The sequence below is a fragment of the Hyphomicrobiales bacterium genome (assembly GCA_002869065.1).
Classification (GTDB): domain Bacteria; phylum Pseudomonadota; class Alphaproteobacteria; order Rhizobiales; family Rhodobiaceae; genus Rhodobium.
In genome coordinates, this window is record PKTR01000007.1 from 267,240 (window position 1) to 284,931 (window position 17,692).

Annotated in this window: 19 protein-coding genes; 2 read left to right on the forward strand and 17 right to left on the reverse strand. The window is 63.3% G+C overall.

Translation table 11 applies throughout. The features are described from left to right. Window positions 1-3: 3 nt before the first annotated feature. The 10 genes from C0606_18080 to C0606_18125 form a co-directional block, all read right to left on the reverse strand. Window positions 4-1,149, reverse strand: a complete 1,146-nt coding sequence (locus C0606_18080; protein PLX35989.1) for an ABC transporter permease — start codon at window positions 1,147-1,149, stop codon at window positions 4-6. Next, window positions 1,146-1,427, reverse strand: coding sequence for a hypothetical protein (locus C0606_18085; protein ID PLX36027.1), 282 nt, complete (start codon window positions 1,425-1,427; stop codon window positions 1,146-1,148). The genes C0606_18080 and C0606_18085 overlap by 4 nt, the downstream gene beginning before the upstream one ends. A 62-nt stretch (window positions 1,428-1,489) precedes the next feature. Further along, complete coding sequence (locus C0606_18090) at window positions 1,490-2,065, reverse strand: nitrous oxide reductase accessory protein NosL (protein ID PLX35990.1); 576 nt, start codon at window positions 2,063-2,065, stop codon at window positions 1,490-1,492. Between the two features lie 79 nt (window positions 2,066-2,144). Beyond that, the gene (locus C0606_18095; GenBank protein ID PLX36028.1) at window positions 2,145-2,759 is read right to left on the reverse strand and encodes a twin-arginine translocation pathway signal protein; all 615 of its coding nucleotides are present in this window, start codon (window positions 2,757-2,759) and stop codon (window positions 2,145-2,147) included. A gap of 136 nt (window positions 2,760-2,895) precedes the next feature. Continuing rightward, complete coding sequence (locus C0606_18100) at window positions 2,896-3,267, reverse strand: hypothetical protein (GenBank protein PLX35991.1); 372 nt, start codon at window positions 3,265-3,267, stop codon at window positions 2,896-2,898. Window positions 3,268-3,549: 282 nt separating this feature from the next. Next, on the reverse strand, window positions 3,550-4,635 hold the full coding sequence (gene cpsB, locus C0606_18105; protein PLX35992.1) for a mannose-1-phosphate guanylyltransferase/mannose-6-phosphate isomerase: 1,086 nt from the start codon (window positions 4,633-4,635) through the stop codon (window positions 3,550-3,552). A gap of 344 nt (window positions 4,636-4,979) precedes the next feature. Then, window positions 4,980-6,389, reverse strand: a complete 1,410-nt coding sequence (locus tag C0606_18110) for a uracil permease (protein ID PLX35993.1) — start codon at window positions 6,387-6,389, stop codon at window positions 4,980-4,982. 195 nt (window positions 6,390-6,584) lie between these two features. After that, complete coding sequence (locus C0606_18115; GenBank protein PLX35994.1) at window positions 6,585-7,073, reverse strand: ureidoglycolate lyase; 489 nt, start codon at window positions 7,071-7,073, stop codon at window positions 6,585-6,587. Next, window positions 7,070-8,080, reverse strand: coding sequence for an allantoicase (gene alc, locus C0606_18120; protein PLX35995.1), 1,011 nt, complete (start codon window positions 8,078-8,080; stop codon window positions 7,070-7,072). Before alc ends, C0606_18115 begins: the two co-directional genes overlap by 4 nt. 15 nt (window positions 8,081-8,095) lie before the next feature. Beyond that, window positions 8,096-9,517, reverse strand: coding sequence for a polysaccharide deacetylase (locus C0606_18125; protein ID PLX35996.1), 1,422 nt, complete (start codon window positions 9,515-9,517; stop codon window positions 8,096-8,098). A 146-nt stretch (window positions 9,518-9,663) separates the two neighbouring features. Here C0606_18125 and uraH point away from each other — a divergent pair, with 146 nt between their 5' ends. Then, entirely contained in the window at window positions 9,664-10,029 is a 366-nt protein-coding gene (gene uraH / locus C0606_18130; GenBank protein ID PLX36029.1) for a hydroxyisourate hydrolase, read from the forward strand. A gap of 110 nt (window positions 10,030-10,139) precedes the next feature. On the opposite strand, the gene C0606_18135 is transcribed toward uraH, so the two are convergent. Then, the gene (locus tag C0606_18135; GenBank protein ID PLX35997.1) at window positions 10,140-11,069 is read right to left on the reverse strand and encodes a LysR family transcriptional regulator; all 930 of its coding nucleotides are present in this window, start codon (window positions 11,067-11,069) and stop codon (window positions 10,140-10,142) included. Between the two features lie 110 nt (window positions 11,070-11,179). Here C0606_18135 and C0606_18140 point away from each other — a divergent pair, with 110 nt between their 5' ends. Continuing rightward, complete coding sequence (locus C0606_18140; GenBank protein ID PLX35998.1) at window positions 11,180-12,421, forward strand: cysteine desulfurase; 1,242 nt, start codon at window positions 11,180-11,182, stop codon at window positions 12,419-12,421. A gap of 75 nt (window positions 12,422-12,496) precedes the next feature. Here C0606_18140 and C0606_18145 read toward each other — a convergent pair whose 3' ends face one another. The 6 genes from C0606_18145 to C0606_18170 all read right to left on the reverse strand — a co-directional run. Continuing rightward, window positions 12,497-13,894: a calcium-binding protein gene (locus C0606_18145; protein ID PLX35999.1), complete on the reverse strand. Its 1,398-nt coding sequence runs from the start codon at window positions 13,892-13,894 to the stop codon at window positions 12,497-12,499. A 173-nt stretch (window positions 13,895-14,067) separates the two neighbouring features. Beyond that, window positions 14,068-14,454 (reverse strand): hypothetical protein, encoded by a 387-nt coding sequence (locus tag C0606_18150; protein ID PLX36000.1) that lies wholly within the window; start codon window positions 14,452-14,454, stop codon window positions 14,068-14,070. Then, on the reverse strand, window positions 14,451-15,200 hold the full coding sequence (locus tag C0606_18155; protein PLX36001.1) for a hypothetical protein: 750 nt from the start codon (window positions 15,198-15,200) through the stop codon (window positions 14,451-14,453). The genes C0606_18150 and C0606_18155 overlap by 4 nt, the downstream gene beginning before the upstream one ends. Then, the gene (locus tag C0606_18160) at window positions 15,200-16,252 is read right to left on the reverse strand and encodes an iron-siderophore ABC transporter permease (protein ID PLX36002.1); all 1,053 of its coding nucleotides are present in this window, start codon (window positions 16,250-16,252) and stop codon (window positions 15,200-15,202) included. The genes C0606_18155 and C0606_18160 overlap by 1 nt, the downstream gene beginning before the upstream one ends. 63 nt (window positions 16,253-16,315) lie before the next feature. Continuing rightward, entirely contained in the window at window positions 16,316-17,494 is a 1,179-nt protein-coding gene (locus tag C0606_18165) for an iron ABC transporter substrate-binding protein (protein ID PLX36003.1), read from the reverse strand. Between the two features lie 102 nt (window positions 17,495-17,596). Continuing rightward, on the reverse strand, window positions 17,597-17,692 hold a 96-nt coding region (locus tag C0606_18170), incomplete at its 5' end, for a twin-arginine translocation pathway signal protein (GenBank protein ID PLX36004.1).

A 17,692-nucleotide genomic window follows, 5' to 3' on the forward strand; every position in this document is an offset into this window, starting at 1 on the left:
CGCTCACCGCATGACCTGATCGGGATCGGTGATCGCCGTGCGCCAGATCGGCACAAGCGTCGCCGCCGTGTAGGGGACAACCGAGAAGAAGGCGAGAATGGCTATCTGCAGCCCGTCGACATGCGGCGCCAGCGAGAACTCGGGATAGAGCACCGACCAGCCCTTCAGCACCGGTTCGAACAACAGACCGGAGAACACGAAGATATGGACGAAGGCGAGCCCGTAACCGATCAGGAACGCGGTGAGCGACACCAGCGCCCCCTCCCAGAACTTCATGGCGATAACGTCGCCGGTTTCCCAGCCGACCGCCTTCAGGACACCGATCTCGCGCTGTTCCTCGGCACTCAGGCCGGATGCCTTTTCGGCAGCAAAAATGACGAAGGCAAGCGCCGCGCCGACGAGCAGAACGAGCAACAGTCCCTCACGCCAGTCGAAGATCGACTGATAGGTGCGCAGAACCGCGTCGCGCGTAACAAAACGAACGTCCGGTAGCGCCTTGGCGGCCTTCTCGATGACCGTCGAGACTTCCTTTGCGTTACGCACCGTCATCGCGATGTCGGTGTAGACGCCCGGCGGCGTGTTGAAGAAATCGCGGTAGTCGGCCTCGTTCATGACGACGAGGTCGGCACTGACCAGAGCCGATTCCAACGGCAGGACCTCGCGCACGATCAGCTTGATGAGCTTGCCGTGCACATTGATCAGGAACAGCGGCTTGCCGGCTTCGACGTCGCGGCTCTTGGCGACAGCCTCGCCGACCAGCGCCTCCCCCGCCTCGATTGCCGGCAGATCGCTCGATTTCGGCGGCACCATTACGGTGTAGTTGGCGCCGTTCGCGCGGTCGTAGAAATAGCCCCACAGCCGCCCTTCGACCTGGCGCACGCCGCGAATGCTCTTCAACTGATCCACATAAATGCCGGGGACCATATCGTGCCGGCCCATGGTCACCTTCTGCACCGTCACTTCCGGTGCATCGGCAAGAATGAAGCCGGCTTCGCGCCGAAGCGCCTGACCGAACAGCAGCACCGAGGCGATCATGAACACGATCAGCGTGTAGACCACGATGAGGCCGACATTCTTCGTCTTGCGGCGCGCCAGCGCGGCCAGCATGAAATCGATCAGATAACGCTGTCGATCGATCCAGTGTTTCATTGCGACGCCTCCGGCGGCGTGGTGGTGAGGATGCCCGACGCGGCGACGTCGGGCACCGGCATGACCGTTCCGGCAGGGAAATGCTCAAGCGAGAACGGATGGTCCTGGAAGGCCGAATGCAGATCGGCCTGCGTCGGATGGCGGGTATAGCGGGCTTCGGTGAAAAGCGCGATATCGGTCAGGCCGAGCGAACGGGCAAGGCCGCGCGCACCCGACAGCGCCTCCTTGGAGGCAGCGTCCGTTGCAAGCGACCAGACCAGTGTCGCGGCAAGGAACACGAGCCCCGCCGCGATGCCGGTCAACACGATCGTCGAGCGCCGTGGCGCCGTCCGTTGCTGGCTCATTCGAACTTTCCGTTGTCGAGCCCGACAAGCATCGGCATCGCGACCTCATCGTAGGAAAGCAGGCGTTTGCCGGCGTGGTCGGCGAAATACTCCTCGGCCTCTTCCTTCGTGGCGTGCGGAATGAGTTCATGCCCCATGGGACCAAGCACGTCGGAGCCGATCACGTAGAACGCCGCCTTGGCATCGATCCGCTCGACGCCGTAATAGTCCGTCACGCCCATGCCGGCGATCTGGTCGGCAGTGCGCCCGCGCGCATATTTCGGCATGTCGTGGAGATATTTGAAGAAGTCCTTGGCGCCGTCGAAATGGTCAGCGTGGCCGTCCTTGAACAGAACCGTCGCTATCCATTCGGGATATTTGGCGACGAACATGCCGCAGACCGGGCAGATGTCATCGGGGCCCGGCGGCGGCAAATCAACCTTCGCCGCGCGTTCGGCCTTCGCGCTTGTCGCGGAAAAGCCGCTGAACCCGGCACCCGCCAGAACCGTCAGCGCGGCAAGAAAACTGCGCCGGGAGAGAGATCCGGCTCCGTTGGCACCGCGACGGGAGAAGCGGAGATGGTGATGGCACATCGCTGAACCTCGTTTATCCGGTAGAAATCAAGAAAATGAGCGGAACCCGAAGGTCCCGCTCACAAGGGGCACAAAACCCTTATTGCTGCATCATTTTTTTGCGTTTTTCGGCGCGGCGCTTGCGGATGGCAAGCGTGTCCTTGGCCATGTCGAGATAGGCAAGCTGCAACGCTTCCTCAAAGCCCGCGACCTTGGCGCCCGCGGACCCGGCCGCCGCCGCATCCGCCTTCGCCTTGTCCGCATAGACCCACTTCGACACCTTCGTCATCGTCCCCATCTTGTTCGGGTCGATCACATAGGACGCCTTGTCGACGTCAACCAACGGCTTGATCTCGGCATCCGAGCCGGCATCGCCCGCATAGATCGTCTTCGGACCACGGTCCATGTTCAGCGACAGGCTGATCGCCGCGCAGTGCAGCGAGCACGTGCCGTCGACCGCGTCGTCTTCATAGACAACCAGATGCCGCGTCGTGTGCCACATCTTGCGCGCCATGCCGCAATACGGACAGCGCGGATACTTCTCGAACTCGTTCTCGAGCGGCGCGGTGTCCTTCGGCAGCTTGTTCACCAGACCGTGCTTGTCGGTCCATTCCCACGGCATCATCATCTTCTTTTCGGCGTGGGCTGCAGTCGCGGCAAAGGTTCCGGCCAGCGCGCCAAGCGAAGCGGTTTTCAGCAAATCTCTGCGATTCATGATTTTCATACGTCTTTGCGACGTCTCCCGAAGAAACAGGAAAAAGGGGGGGAATACAGGAGAAAAAGCCCGTTCCGCGCCGACGCGCAACCGAGCCGGGACACAATGGCCCGCATGCGGCGCCCGGCGCGAAAACTCAGGCTGTCACAAAAGACGGAGGACCGCGCGTCCGGCCGTAACGCAGAGCAAGCTCGCGTTCGGCAACCAGATCCCAGCCAGGAAGCTCGATTTCAACCGCATAGTCGGGCGCCGGCGGGGCGTCCGGCACGTCATCGGCCGCGGTGAAGCCTCCCATCGCCGCACTGGCACATACGGCGCAGGCAGGGGTGGAGCTGGTGTTACCGCCGCGCTTGGCAGGGTCGTCGCGCCCGATCGGCACGAAACCCTCGCCGGTGCACAGCGCAAGGAAACCCATCGGAAGGCCGTTCGGATCGACGCCGGCAGCGCGCAACGCGCCAGCGCTCAAATGCGCGGCCGAGAACACGACCTGAACCGCCATCGCCAGCACCGCCAGCCACGACGTCAGATCTCGTATCCCTCTTCGCCGAACAAAATTCATGACGACCCGAAAAGCCTGGTGGGGGATCGTTCGTTGCGATCTCCCCTGACCCCCTTCGCCCGGCATGCCGGGACATCCGCAGATGGAAAGGGCCAGTCTCGATGCGTCCTTACCACCGGCGAGACGAGTCTCGCTTGCCCGGTGGCAATCGCCCAGGACATTAGCAGACCATACGATCTTGGCGATATGCGTATTGTCGCGATACCGGCGCGGGATCGGCGCCGCCGGACTTCAGTCCGTTACCGCGTCTACCGCCACCGCCGGCAACAACTCGACCACACCCTTCAGGCTGTCGAGGCGATCCGTCGCGGCCACCAGAACGCCGCCGGAACCCGCCACGATGGTGACACCGTCCAGACCGAGCGCGACCACCTGAAGCCCGTCTGCGGCATGCACGAAGCACGCGCGGCTGTCCGACAGAACCGCTTCGCCGGTCGCCGCATTGCCGGACTGGTCGGCAATGGCGCGCGCCCGATAGGACGCCCACGACCCGAGGTCCTCCCAGCCGGCATCGCCAACCGGCATCACCACCACCTTGCCGCTGCTTTCGAACACCGCATGGTCGAGCGAACGCGCCAGTGCCAGCCCGTAGCCGTCTGCACCAAGACGCAGGAAGTCGGTCTCATCGCTCGCATTGGACATTGAAATCCGTGCCGCCTGCAGGATCTCCGGCGCATGGCGCTCCATCTCTTCGATCAGAACCGAAGCCCGGAACAGGAACAGCCCGCTGTTCCACAAATGCCGGCCGCTCATGAAGAACGCCTTGGCGCGCGTCGCGTTCGGCTTCTCCACGAAGCGGACAGCCGGAACCGGCTCGCCGGCGATCGCCGGCTGCTCGGTTTCGAGATAGCCGAATGCCGTTTCGGGTCGCGTCGGCGGAATGCCGAAAGTGACCAGCGCCCCACCCATTGCGATATCGCGGGCACCTTCGATCGCGGCCAGCAGGACCTCGGGTTCGGCAATCGCATGATCCGACGGTGAGATCAGCATCAAGCAGTCCGGCTCGCGGGCAGCGCAATACAACGCCGCCACCGCCACCGCCAGCGCCGTGTCGCGCGCAGCCGGCTCCAGCATGATTCGAGCGTCTATACCCGCAGCCTGCACCTCGCCCGCCACCAGGAAGCGATGTTCCTCACCGCACACGATGATCGGGGCCGAAAACGCATCCGGCCCGGCAAAACGTTGCAGGGTGTCGTGGAACAACGATCGGCCCGAGAGGCCGGCCAGAAACTGCTTCGGTCGTCCGCGTCGCGACAACGGCCACAAACGGGTTCCCGCGCCGCCACCGAGAACGACTGGGGTAATCGGTTCCGCCATCGGGTCCCCCCACCACCTGGCATACCAGCCGGAAGCGGAGTCTTTTGCCCTACTCCCTTCCGGAACACACCCGCATTGAAGCAATCAAAAATAGCGAGTTACAATCAGAAATAAGGATACATTCGAGATTTCTATCAAGTCCCCGGCGACGGACACAAAAAGGCCCCCGCGCGATTGCGCGGAGGCCCTGTGACGGATGGGTCGCGGCGGTAGCACCGTGCCCCATGGTCCGAGTTCCAGCTAACGCTTATCTCGTGATCGCTGAATCATTCGATCTGCGCTAGCCGGTCTCTTTCGCGCGTATTCTCATCCGAAAACCGGTTCCCACTTTTCGGGAATACGCGTCAGTCGTCCTGGTGCTTGTGGCCGGCCATGCCGCCCGACACTTCTTCCGTCTGCTCGTGCGTCACCTCGTGCGGCAGGATGAGGTTGAGCACGATGGCGATGACGGCCGCCGGCAGAAGGCCGGTGGTCAACAGCATCTTCAGAGTACCCGGCAGATGCTGCAGGGCGCCCGGCTCGAGCTGCAGGCCGAGGCCGATCGACAGCGACACGGCGAAGATCACCATGTTGCGGCGGTTCCACATCACGTCGGAGAGCATCGAGATACCCGACGCGCAAACCATGCCGAACATGACGATGACGCCGCCGCCGAGCACCTGGATCGGAATGGTCGAGATCGCCGCGCCGACTTTCGGAACGAGGCCGGCGAGCAGCAGGAACACTGCACCGATGGTCACCACATGCCGGCTCATCACGCCGGTCATGGCGATGAGGCCGACATTCTGGCTGAACGAGGTGTTCGGCAGACCGCCGAAGACACCGGCAATCGCCGTACCGAAGCCGTCGGCGAAGGTCGCACCGGTGATTTCCTTGTCGGTCGCCTCGCGGCCGGCGCCACCCTTGGTGATGCCCGAGACGTCACCGACGGTTTCGACGGCCGAAACGAAGGCCATCAGGCAGAAACCGATGATGGCGGCGAAGCTGAACTCGAAGCCGAAATGGAACGGCATCGGCACCGCGAACGGCGCGGCACGGCCGATGTTGCCGAAGTTCACCATGCCGAGTGCCAGCGCGACGAGATAGCCGGCGACGAGGCCGATCAGGATCGCCGAAACCGACAGCATGCCACGGGCGAAGAACTTGAAGCCGAGCGTGACAAAGATGACGACCAGCGCGACACCCCAGCTCTGCAGGCTGCCATATTCCGGCTTGCCGATCATCGGCACACCGCCGGCGGAGTACTGGATGCCGACCTTGACCAGCGCAAGACCGATCATCAGCACGACGAGGCCGGTCACGAGCGGCGGCAGCATGAAGCGGATACGGCCGACGAAGGTGCCGAGCAGCGCATGGAACAGACCGCCGATCAGGACGCCGGTGAACAGCGGTGCCATCGCCTCGACGCCCTTGCCGGCAACAAGCGGAATCATCACCGGAATGAAGGCAAAGCTGGTGCCCTGCACGACCGGCAGACGCGCGCCGATCGGCCCGAACCCGATGGTCTGGAACAAGGTGGCGATGCCCGCGAAGAACATGCACATCTGGATCATGTAGATCATTTGCGGGAAGTCCGGCGAATTCGAGCCGAAGCCGAAACCCGCCGCGCCCGCAACGATGATCGCCGGCGTCACATTGGCGATGAACATCGCCAGCACATGCTGGATGCCGAGCGGAACCGCCTTGATCAGCGGCGGCGTATAGTTCGGGTCGCGGAGCTGCTCCGGTGTCCCGACCGATGTATCTGCAGCCATTTCTCTCTCCTCTGCAAATGGACTGAATGCATGCCGGTTTGCCCGGGCTTGGTTCGTTCCTCTGTTGTTTTGCCTGTCGTTCGACCTGTTAGCCGGCCTGTTGATTTACTTTCTGTTCACCATGTTCACGCCCTCGACCGTCTCTCCCGCGTGTTCCCTTTTTCGCGGTGCGGCGTTGCCGGGTCCCGCACCCTCCTATTCGATGCGGTAGGGCTCGTTGAACCAGTGCTCTTCGAGATTGTTGCCATCGCCGATGCGGTCGATCACCGCGAACAGCCCCGGCTCGGCAAGCGGCGTCAGCACGCCATGCCAGACGTTGCGGAAAAAATTGATCCCCTGCCCCGGCGTCGTCAGGAAGGCGCGCGGCCGTCCCGGCGCACCGTCCTCGTCGGGTGCGACAATGACGAGGAACGGATCGGCCGTCATCGGCACGAACGCCTGGCTGCCGAGCGGGTGGCGTTCCATCATGTCGAGCTCATAGGGCAGCGCCCGCGCCTCGGCCTTGAATAGGCTGATGCCGGCATGCGCGTTGGTGCCGATGAAATCGCAATGGGCGAGATCGTGATAACGGCCGCACAGGCCACGATTGATCATGAAGGTCGGATCGCCCACCGCCTCGAGCACGTCCCCGAACGGCGCGAACGCCTCGGCCGTCAGCGGCTCGATGGCAATTGCAGTTCTCACTCGACCCTCCCGAACAGCCTGAGACGGCTGATGCCGCCATCGGGATGAATGTTGAGCCGGACATGGGTTACCGGACCGAGATCGGCGATGTCGGCGCCCTCGAAGACATGCTCCGCGTCGCCCGTCAGCTTCTTCTCTTCCAGCAGCGTCGGCCAGAACATCGCCGAGGTCACGATCGCCGCCGTCAGATCGCCCTTGAAGTGCGACAGGTCGGCCGCCTGCAACGAGCAGCTGTCGGGGAAATTGCCCTTGAACCAGGCGGTGTCGATGACAGCCCGCTCGATCCGCCCGCGCGCGCCAAGCGCCACGACGATCCAGTCATAGCCCGGTTCGCGCCGGCGCCGGGTTTCCCAGCCATCGCCCATGTTCTCGCCGCGCCCCGGTGCCAGCATACGGTGGTAGGCGCCGTAGTGCGCATCGGAAAAGGCGACGATACGGCCGCCGTTCAGCACGCCGGCGAGGTCCAGCTCTTCCTTTTCGAACCTGTTCGGATCGAGATGCGGTTCGCCATAGACCCGAAGCCGGGCGATGCCGCCGTCGGGATAGATCTGGATGCGCAGATGGGTCCACAGATCGGGATCGTCGCAGGCGAAGAAATGATGTGCGTCGGGCCCGAGCTGCTGCGTCGGGAGAATCTCCACCCAGGTGGTGTGCTCGTCCGGATAGCCCTCGATATGGGCTGCCTCGATGCGGCAGGCCGGCGCGAAGTTGCCGGTGAAATGCGCGGTGTTGACGTCGAAACCGGTGATGCGGCCGCAGGTCGCCAGCTCGATGATGGCATGGTCGTTGCCGCCGTCGCGGCGTCGGCGCGTCTCCCAGCCGTCCATCCACTTGCCGTGATGGTCGTATTTGTCGGGAATGAAGACCGGATCGGAATCCTGCAGCATGCGCTCGAGCGGCGCGAAGAACTCGTCGGTCGCGCTGATCGCCAGCGCCCCCAGCCCGGCCGAGGCGAGATTGAGATCGAAGCGGGCAAAACGCGGAAGATCGGCGCCGGAAGCGGTCATTTCAGGTCCTGTGTGTTAGTTGGCCAGCATGTCGGTCAGGCGCAGGAGCGCGATGCGCTCGACCTGTCGGCAGGCTTCTGCAAGCTCGGTTTCCCGCTCGTTGTCGATACGGGTATGGAAGGCGGAAAGGATGGCGCCCTTGGTCAGCCCCTTCACGGCGATGATGAAGGGAAAGCCGAATTTCTCGGTGTAGGCGGCATTCAGCGCCTCGAACGTTGCGCGCTCCTCGTCGGTCAGCGCGTCGAGACCGGCAGACGCCTGTTCCGCGGTCGATTCCGCTGTCAGCCGCTTTGCCCGGGCAAGCTTGCCGGCAAGATCGGGATGGGCGCGAAGCACGCCGAGCCGCTCCTCCTCGCTCGCCGAACGGAACATGCGGGCAAGCGCATTGTGCACGCCGAGCGCGCTGTCATGCGCCGGGCCCAGTTCGAGCCCGTGAGCCCGCTCCGCAATCCACGGCGAATGCTCGAAAACGCCGCCGAAGCGGGCAACGAACGCGTCCCTGTCCATCTCGCTTGGCCGCTCGATTGCGGGTGCCGGATGCACCGCCTGCCAGTGGCGGGCGACATCGATGCGGCGGGCGAACCAGACACCCTCATGCGAGCGCGCATAATCGAGGAAGCGGCGCAGCGCCATGATCCGGCCGGGACGACCGACGAGCCGGCAATGCAGCCCGATCGACATCATCTTCGCACCGCCCATGACGCCCTCTTCATAGAGCGCGTCGAAGCTGTCCTTCAGATAGGCGAAGAACTGATCACCCGAATTGAAGCCCTGCGGCGTCGCGAACCGCATGTCGTTGGCGTCGAGCGTATACGGCACGATGAGCTGATCGCGGCCGCCGTGGCGATGCCAGAACGGCAGATCGTCGGCGTAGGAATCGGCGACATAGTCGAACGAGGCTTCCTCGGTCGCGAGATCCACGGTGTTGACCGAGCAGCGCCCGGTGTACCAGCCGCGCGGCGCCTCGCCGGTCACCTCAGTGTGCAGCCGGATCGCCTCGCGCATGTCGGCGCGTTCGTCATCCGGCGCATAATCCTTGTATTCGATCCACTTCAGCCCGTGGCTGGCGATCTCCCAGTCCGCTTCCTGCATCGCCGCGACCTGTTCGGGCGAGCGCGCAAGCGCCGTTGCCACGCCATAGACGGTGACGGGGATTTCCATTTCCGTGAACAGCCGGTGCAGCCGCCAGAAGCCGGCCCGCGCGCCGTATTCGTAGATCGTCTCCATGTTCCAGTGGCGCTGGCCCGGCCAGGGCTGCGCACCGACGATCTCCGACAGGAAGGCTTCCGAGGCGGCGTCGCCATGCAGCACGCAGTTCTCGCCGCCTTCCTCGTAGTTGACGACGATCTGCACGGCGATGCGCGCGCCGCCCGGCCATTTCGGGTCCGGCGCCGTTCGGCCATAGCCTCTCAAATCGCGTGGATAGCGCGTCGTCATGCTTTTCGCCCCTCTTGCACCATTCATTTGTAAATCAAAACAATTGCCCTGATTTTCAAAAAAATCCAAAAAGACTTTCCGATATTGCCCAGTTTCTCCGCACCTCTCGATGCGGATGATAAAATATGCAAAATAGGATCATGACCATGACAGGCGCACAAGGCTATCTCACCACCCACGTGCTCGACACGGCTCGCGGCACCCCGGCCGATGGGCTGGCGATCGCGCTCTACCGCATCGACGGGACGGCGCGCACGCTGATCCGCGAGATGACGACCAATTCCGATGGCCGCACCGACGGACCGATCCTGCCGGCAGGCGAATTCACCGTCGGCACTTACGAGCTGGTGTTCTTCGCCGGAGGCTATCTCGACCGTACCGGCGCGCCGGCGGAAAGCCCGCGCTTCCTTGACGAAATCCCGATCCGCTTCGGCATCAGCGATCCCGACGCCCACTATCACGTACCGCTGCTGCTCTCCCCGTTCGGCTATTCGACCTACCGGGGGAGCTAACGCGCGTTCCCGAACCGCAGGTCCGCGCCAGCGAAAAGTTGGCAGACTTTTGGGACAAGAATTCGCGTGAAAACAAAAGGATGAAGCATAGTGAGAGCGGCGCAGCGGGTTCAGCGTTTTTTGGAAGGCAGGGTCCGTTTGCGCAGCTCATCCTTGCAGCGCGCCACCATGAAATCGATGAACAGGCGGATCTTGGAGTCCTGGAACCGACGATGAGGATAGAGGCAGGCAAGATGGACCGGGGTCGGCGGCGTTTCCTCCGCAACCGGAACCAGTGCGCCCGACAGGATGTGCTCGATCACCTCGAACACCGGCTTGTTGACGACGCCGCAACCGGCCAGCGCCCACTCCGTCAGCACGTCGCCATCGTCGGATTCGAACGGTCCCGAAACCTCGAAACTCTCCGGCCCGTTGGCGCCCGAAAGCGTCCAGCGCGGCTCGTTGGTGCCGGGAAAGCGCAACAGCAGGCAATCGTGCTTGTGATCGACCAGTTCGCGCCCGGTTTTCGGATGCCCGTGTTTGGCGATGTAGGACGGCGCCGCGCACAAAACCCGCGGGCACTCCGCGATCATGCGCATCTTCAGCGCCGAATCCTCGATGCGGCCAAGCACGAAGGTAACGTCGAGCCCTTCCGCGGTGACATCGACCTTGCGGTCCGACAGCCGCAGCCGCACGTCGATTTCCGGGTAGAGCGCATTGAAGGCGGGCACGTACGGCGCGACAAAACGGCGCCCGACACCGAGCGGCGCGGCAACGAAGATCGAGCCGCGCGGATTGTTGGTGATATCGGCGACCGCCGATTCCGCCCACTCGATGGTCTCCAGGATCTTGGTCGCGCCCTCGTAGAAGACCTTGCCGTGCTCGGTCGGCTGCAGTTTGCGCGTGGTGCGGTTGAACAGCCGCGCGCCAAGATGCTTTTCAAGCTCAGCGATGCGGCTCGAGGCGACCGCCGGCGAGACGCGCTGATCCCAAGCCGCGGCCGACATGCTGCCGAGCTCGAACACCCTCACGAACATGCGCACATTGCTCACATAGCTCATGAGCGGACCTTAGGATTGTTTGGATTTTTTTGAAAGTCTTCGCAGATTGACCGGATTTCCCGAAGAATGCGCCTTTGGGACCGGCATCGCGGGGATGGGGGAACACGACAATGATCGACACCGTCATTCTGACCGCCTGGGCTGAATTCGCCGTGCGCTGGCTGCACGTCATAACCGGCATCGCCTGGATCGGCTCGTCCTTCTACTTCATCGCCCTCGACCTCGGTCTGCGCAAGGTGCCCAACCTGCCGGCCGGCGCCCATGGCGAGGAATGGCAGGTGCATGGCGGCGGCTTCTACCACATCCAGAAATATCTGGTCGCGCCCGAGCAGATGCCCGAGCACCTGACCTGGTTCAAATGGGAGAGCTACTGGACCTGGATTTCCGGCTTCGCGATGATGGTGCTGGTCTACTATCTCGGCGCCGATCTCTATCTCGTCGACCCGAACGTGCTCGATATCTCCCCGATGATCGGCATTCTGATCTCGCTCGCCATCCTCGGCGTCGGCTGGGTCGCCTACGACCTGATCTGCAAGAGCCGCTTCGGCGACGACAACACCACGTTGATGATCGGCCTCTACGTGGTGCTGGTGATCCTCGCCTGGGCGCTGACCCATGTGTTCACCGGCCGCGCCGCGCTGCTCCATCTCGGCGCGCTGACCGCGACCATCATGTCGGCCAACGTCTTCTTGATCATCATCCCGAACCAGAAGATCGTCGTCGCCGACCTGAAGGCGGGCCGCACGCCCGACCCGAAATACGGCAAGATCGCCAAGCAGCGCTCGACCCACAACAACTACCTGACGCTGCCGGTGCTGTTCTTCATGCTGTCGAACCACTACCCGCTCGCGTTCGCCAGCGAGTACAACTGGATCATCGCCAGCCTGGTGTTCCTGATGGGCGTCACCATCCGCCACTATTTCAACAGCCTGCACGCCCGCACCGGCAACCCGCGCTGGACCTGGGCCGCGACCGTCGCGCTGTTCCTCGCCATTGTCGCGCTGTCGATGGCGCCAATGCTGACGGCAAGCGACAGCACGAACGACGAAAGCGCGGCGCTCACCCCGACGCAGCAACGCTTCGTCTCGGCGGCCGGCTTCGAGGATGTCGAAACGGTCGTGCTTGGCCGCTGCTCGATGTGCCACACGGCCGAACCCGCCTGGGATGGCATCCACTGGGCTCCGAAGGGGGTCGAACTCGATACCGCGGAAGGGATTGCCCGCCACGCCCGCGAAATCTTCCTTCAGGCCGGCGCGAGCCACGCCATGCCGCCCGCCAACGTTTCCTTCATGGAGCCGGAAGAACGCCGCATGATCGTCGACTGGTATCGCGCCGCGACAAACCGCAGCTGAAGCCAGCCGACAAGCCACGCCAAACAGCAAAAGGGCAGCGAAACCGCTGCCCTTTTTTCGTGCGCAAATGTGGGATCACAGCAGATCGGCGATATCGAACACCGTGCCGCCGATAACGACCTTCTCGACGTCGACCAGGAAATCCGTGCCGAACACGCCGTCCGTGTCGACGACACGAACGTCGCCATGCGGCATCTCCGTGAAGGTGTAGCGATCGACCGAACCAATATAGATCGCCCGGTCCTCGCCGCCGCCACCCGAAAGGGTGTCGTCACCCGCGCCGCCGATCAGACGATCCTTGCCGACGCCACCGAACAGGAAATCGTCCCCACCGGCGCCCCGGAGCGTGTCATTGCCGCCGGCACCGGCCAAGTAGTCGTCACCAAGGCCGCCATCCAGCAGATCGTTGCCGAGACCGCCATAGAGCTGGTCGACGCCTCCGCCCCCTCGCAGGATGTCGTTGCCCGCATTGCCGTACAAGGTGTCGGCGCCGGGACCGCCATTGAGCACATCCGCGCCACCGCCGCCGTTCAGCCAGTCGTTGCCGCCAAGGCCGAGAAGCGTGTCATTTCCGGTATTGCCGATCAGCCGATTGCCGCCGGCATTGCCGACAAGCCGGTCGTCACCGCGTCCGGAGATCACGTTCTCGATCCTGGTGAGCATATCGATGCCAAGGCCGGTATCCTGCTCACCCGTCACCCGTAGATCGACGGTGATATCCCGGTTACCCAGGAACAGCGCGATATCCTTTCCCGCTCCTCCGTCGAGGCAATCGCGTCCGAAACCACCCTCGAGACGGTCGTTCCCGCCGTTACCGAACAGCGAGTCGTTGCCGGCGAGACCTTTCAGCGTGTCGCCCCCGCTGGCGCCGAACAGACGGTTTGCAGAGGCATTGCCCAAGCCGAGATAGCCGCCGGTGCCGATATATCGCAAGGCCTCGACATTGTCGGGAAGCGTGAAGCCGGACACCGACGTGTTGATCTGGTCAAAACCATTCCCCGGCGACTCGTAGATGTAGTCGTCGATCGTGTTCACGACATAAATGTCGTTGCCGGCACCGCCTTCCATGCTGTCGGCCCCGTCGCCGCCATTCAGCGTGTCGTTGCCGTCATCGCCCCACAGATGATCGTCGTCGACGCCGCCATAAAGCTTGTCATTGCCTCCACGACCAATGATGCGGTCAACGCCCGGTCCGCCAAAGACGGTGTCGTCACCCTCGCCACCGTCGAGGTGCCAATCGTCACCGCCTTCACCATAGAGCAGGTCGTTCCCCGCATATCCCCAGATGCTGTCGTCCCCGTCACCGCCATAGGCGGTGTCGTTGCCGATCATCGAGTCGAGATAATCGAGTGTGATTTCATCGTTGCCGCCGAAACCATAGGCAAGGTCATCTCCGCCTTTGCCCTGGATCAGATCGGCGAGTGCGGTCCCGTTCAATGTGTCGGGGCCATCCGTGCCAACCACTTGTGCCATTGCACCCTCCCCATGAATTGTTTCCAAAGTTGGGGGAATTTATTCTTTCTTTATTATACCAGTTTTCTCGAATTTTTCCATATATTTCAGATGGATGCGATTTTTTGACACACGCATGAGAAGCGTTCGTAAGAGCACGAAGCTCGCACAGATTGCAAATTTCCCCAGCGACATCAAAGCGGTGGTACGCGACCCAGCGCCTTGGCGACAAGCCGCTTGGAACGTTCGGGTTTCGGAATAAGCCCGTTCTCTGCTGCCAGCCACGCCCGCAGCGTCTCGACGATGAAGGGACCGTCCTTTTCGGGGTCGATATCGCCAATCAGCCAGGACCACATACCCGGCCCGCCAAACGACAGCCGGCAACGGCGATTGCAGCCGCCGAGGCAGGGATATTCGCGGATGACGAAGGCAACGCCGAACTCGTTTTCGTCGAGCAGGCGTCGGCACAGCGCGATCACCCGCTCACCATCCGTCGGCGAACGATCGGTGCCCTCATGGGCCGGCAGCTGGCAACCGCGGCAGACCTGCAGGACATAGGGCGTGGGGGCATCCGGCATCATGCGGCCATCGCTCCAAGCGGAATAATCGACAGGTGGCCCGACGAACTCTTCAATACCTCCGCCTCGACCCGATAGACCTCGCGGATCATCGCCGTCGTCAGCACCTCGGCGGGTGTTCCCTCGGCATGGACCCGCCCCTTGTCGAGGCACAGCACCCGATCCGAAAAACGCGCCGCAAGGGTCAGGTCGTGGATCGCCGCCACAGCGACAATGCCGTGCTCGCGGCAATAGCGGCGGATGGTGTCGAGCACGAAAAGCTGATGCTTCATGTCGAGCGCCGCCGTCGGCTCATCGAGAAGAAGGATCTGCGGCCGGCGGAACAGGCTCTGCAGCAGGAACACCATCTGCCGTTGGCCACCGCTGAGACGATCGAGCGTACGTTCCTGCAGTGCCTGCAGATTGAAGGCGGCGATCAATGACGCTGCCTCGTCGACCAGCGCCGGATCGACCCGTAACGACAGAGACTTGAGCCGCCCGAGCAGGATCACCTCGAACACCGTCAACGCCGATTTCTGACTGGTGTCCTGCGGCATGTAGGCGACCTCGCTTTCGACCAACGGCCGGTCGGCATAGGCGATATTCCCGGTTGCCGGGATCATGCCGGCAACGGCCTTCAGGAGCGTCGATTTGCCGGTCCCGTTCGGACCGATCAGCGCGGTGATCCCGGACGCCGGCAAGCCGGCCGAAACGTCGGTGAGAACCGGCGTGGCGCCGTAGGAAACGGAAACATCGTGGAGCTTCAGCATCACCAGAACGACCTCCTGCTTTTCAGGATGAGAGCGAACATGAACGGCACGCCGACCACCGCCGTGACGATACCGATTGGAATGATTGCGCCGGGCGAAATCATCTTCGAGGCGACCGAAGCCGCGACCATGACGAAAGCGCCGGCAAGCCCTGAGGCGGGCACGAGGAAGCGCTGATCCTCGCCGACCGCCATGCGCGCCAGATGCGGCGCCACCAGACCAACGAAGCCGATCGTACCGACGAAGGCGACCGCCCCCGCGGTCAGCAGGGAGACCAGCACGAAGACCCGCAGCCGCAGGCGATCGACATTGATCCCGAGGCTGCGGACCCGTTCGTCCCCAAGCCGCAACGCCGTCAGCCGCCAGAAATCGGGGATGAGAGCTCCGACAGCGAAGAGAAAGATCAGCCCGGAGATCGTCACGCTGGTCCAGGTCGCCTTCAACAGCGAGCCGAACAGCCAGAAAACGATCTGCTGCAACACTTCCGGCGCCGCGAGATACTGCACCAACGACTGCGCCGACTGGAACAGGAACAGCGTCGCGATACCCGACAGGATCATGATTTCCGACGTCACCCCGCGCGCCCGCGCAAGCGCGTAGACGATGAGGCAGGCAAAGGTGGCGAACGCGAACGCGACCGTCGGCACGGTGAGCGCGGCAAGAAGCGGCAACTGGATACCGACCAGAATGGCGAGCGCCGCACCGAACCCGGCGGCTGCCGAAAACCCCAGCGTATAGGGGCTCGCCAGCGGGTTGCCGAGAATGGTCTGCATCTCGACGCCGGCAACCCCGAGCGAGGCGCCGACCACCAGCGCCATCACCGTCATCGGCAGGCGCACATTGAACACGATTGCCGCCATCATCGGGTCGCTCTCGCGTCCGTAGATGAGGGTCGACAAAACGGCCTGCGGCGACAGAAACGCCGGTCCCGTGAGAACATCGAGAAGCGTGCCGAACAGGCACGCGAGCGCGAACAACCCCACCCGCCCGATCTTGCGTCGGGTCTGGCGGTGGTATTCGGATGCGATCGTCTGAGAAGCCGAAACGGACATGGCCAATCCCCCCGAGGGAAAGGATCGGCGGCACGCTTTTGCCGCGCCGCCGATCCCGAATGATCAGTCGAGATGGACCATGAACGAGCCTTCCGCCCTGATCGGCAGATAGGTCTCGTAGAACCGCTCCAGCGTCGCCTGCGGATCGACATCGGCGAAGGCTTCCGGGTAGAGCGCCTTGGCGATGTACTGCAGCAACGCATAGTCGTAGAGCGTGCGCGCGCCACCGTGATAGACGGCGTAGACCTGGCCGTTCTTCACCGCATCGAGCTCGGACCAGCCGGCACGTCCGGTGTACGGCCGCAGACCCGCCTTGGTCTTTTCAGTGTCGACGCCGAAACCCATCACGACCGAACCCTCGGTCCTGGTCCAGTAGGACCCGGCGATCAGAACGACCTGCGGATTGCTGGCCAGCACATGCTCGGGATTGAGCGGCGCGCGACCCTCGATCGCGCCGTCGGCAATGTTGGCGCCGCCGGCCAGATCGATCACGCCACCCCACATCTGCTTGGCATAGCTGACGCTGTATTCGCCGGCGCCCTTGTTGCCGAGCTCGACATAGACACGCTTCTTCTCGCCGCCGGCCTTGGCGATCCGCGCCTGCACATCGGCGACGGCAGCCTGGTATTCGTCGGCCAGTTTCTTCGCCCGCTCCTCGGTGCCCATCACCGCGCCGATCGTCAGCGCGCTCGCCACATGGGTCGGCACGGTCTGGGCGTTGAAGTCGACGGTCACGATCGGCACGCCCGCCGCCTCGAGCTTCTCCGCCGTTTCCCCGAGCGCCTTGTACTGGGCAGCCGCCAGGATGGCGACGTCGGGGCGGGCCGCAAGCGCCGACTCGAGATTCATCTCGGCGTTGCTCGTCATGCCGATATCGACGAAATCCTCGATCTTCGGCGCGACCTTGGCGTAGGCCTTCCATTGCGAATTGCGCCAGTCATGCCAGCGGCCGCGCGAAATGCCGACGACCCGGTCGTAGGCGTTGTCGCCGACGATGGCGTAGAAGTCCTCGAAGTAAAACCCGAGCAGCACACGCTGCGGGTTGTCCGGCACCTCGACCTGGCGACCGAGCACGTCGGTCACGGTCTTGGCCTCGGCAGGCAGGGAGACAACCCCGGTCATTGCCGCGCACAGGGCGGCGAACACGATCTTTTTCATGATTTTGTTTTCGCTTTTTTTCGCGGAACGGCAGGCGCGCGACACCAGCCCGGCCGGAACGCTGGTTCCGAATGCCGGATACACGTCACCCCTTACGGTGCGAGGCACGCCTCACCGTTCACATGCATTGAGAATACGGACCGGTCGGTCGCGGCGAGGCGAACCCCCGCCGCGTCGACGCAGCCCTTATTGCTGCATCATTTTTTTGCGTTTTTCGGCGCGGCGCTTGCGGATGGCAAGCGTGTCCTTGGCCATGTCGAGATAGGCAAGCTGCAACGCTTC

Excerpts from the sequence above, each read along its gene's own strand:
- C0606_18080 (PLX35989.1), bottom strand. The coding sequence starts at position 1,149 with ATGAAACACTGGATCGATCGACAGCGTTATCTGATCGATTTCATGCTG.
- C0606_18090 (PLX35990.1), bottom strand. The coding sequence starts at position 2,065 with ATGTGCCATCACCATCTCCGCTTCTCCCGTCGCGGTGCCAACGGAGCC.
- C0606_18095 (PLX36028.1), bottom strand. The coding sequence starts at position 2,759 with ATGAATCGCAGAGATTTGCTGAAAACCGCTTCGCTTGGCGCGCTGGCC.
- cpsB (PLX35992.1), bottom strand. The coding sequence starts at position 4,635 with ATGGCGGAACCGATTACCCCAGTCGTTCTCGGTGGCGGCGCGGGAACC.
- C0606_18110 (PLX35993.1), bottom strand. The coding sequence starts at position 6,389 with ATGGCTGCAGATACATCGGTCGGGACACCGGAGCAGCTCCGCGACCCG.
- alc (PLX35995.1), bottom strand. The coding sequence starts at position 8,080 with ATGACCGCTTCCGGCGCCGATCTTCCGCGTTTTGCCCGCTTCGATCTC.
- C0606_18125 (PLX35996.1), bottom strand. The coding sequence starts at position 9,517 with ATGACGACGCGCTATCCACGCGATTTGAGAGGCTATGGCCGAACGGCG.
- uraH (PLX36029.1), top strand. The coding sequence starts at position 9,664 with ATGACAGGCGCACAAGGCTATCTCACCACCCACGTGCTCGACACGGCT.
- C0606_18135 (PLX35997.1), bottom strand. The coding sequence starts at position 11,069 with ATGAGCTATGTGAGCAATGTGCGCATGTTCGTGAGGGTGTTCGAGCTC.
- C0606_18140 (PLX35998.1), top strand. The coding sequence starts at position 11,180 with ATGATCGACACCGTCATTCTGACCGCCTGGGCTGAATTCGCCGTGCGC.
- C0606_18145 (PLX35999.1), bottom strand. The coding sequence starts at position 13,894 with ATGGCACAAGTGGTTGGCACGGATGGCCCCGACACATTGAACGGGACC.
- C0606_18150 (PLX36000.1), bottom strand. The coding sequence starts at position 14,454 with ATGATGCCGGATGCCCCCACGCCCTATGTCCTGCAGGTCTGCCGCGGT.
- C0606_18155 (PLX36001.1), bottom strand. The coding sequence starts at position 15,200 with ATGCTGAAGCTCCACGATGTTTCCGTTTCCTACGGCGCCACGCCGGTT.
- C0606_18160 (PLX36002.1), bottom strand. The coding sequence starts at position 16,252 with ATGTCCGTTTCGGCTTCTCAGACGATCGCATCCGAATACCACCGCCAG.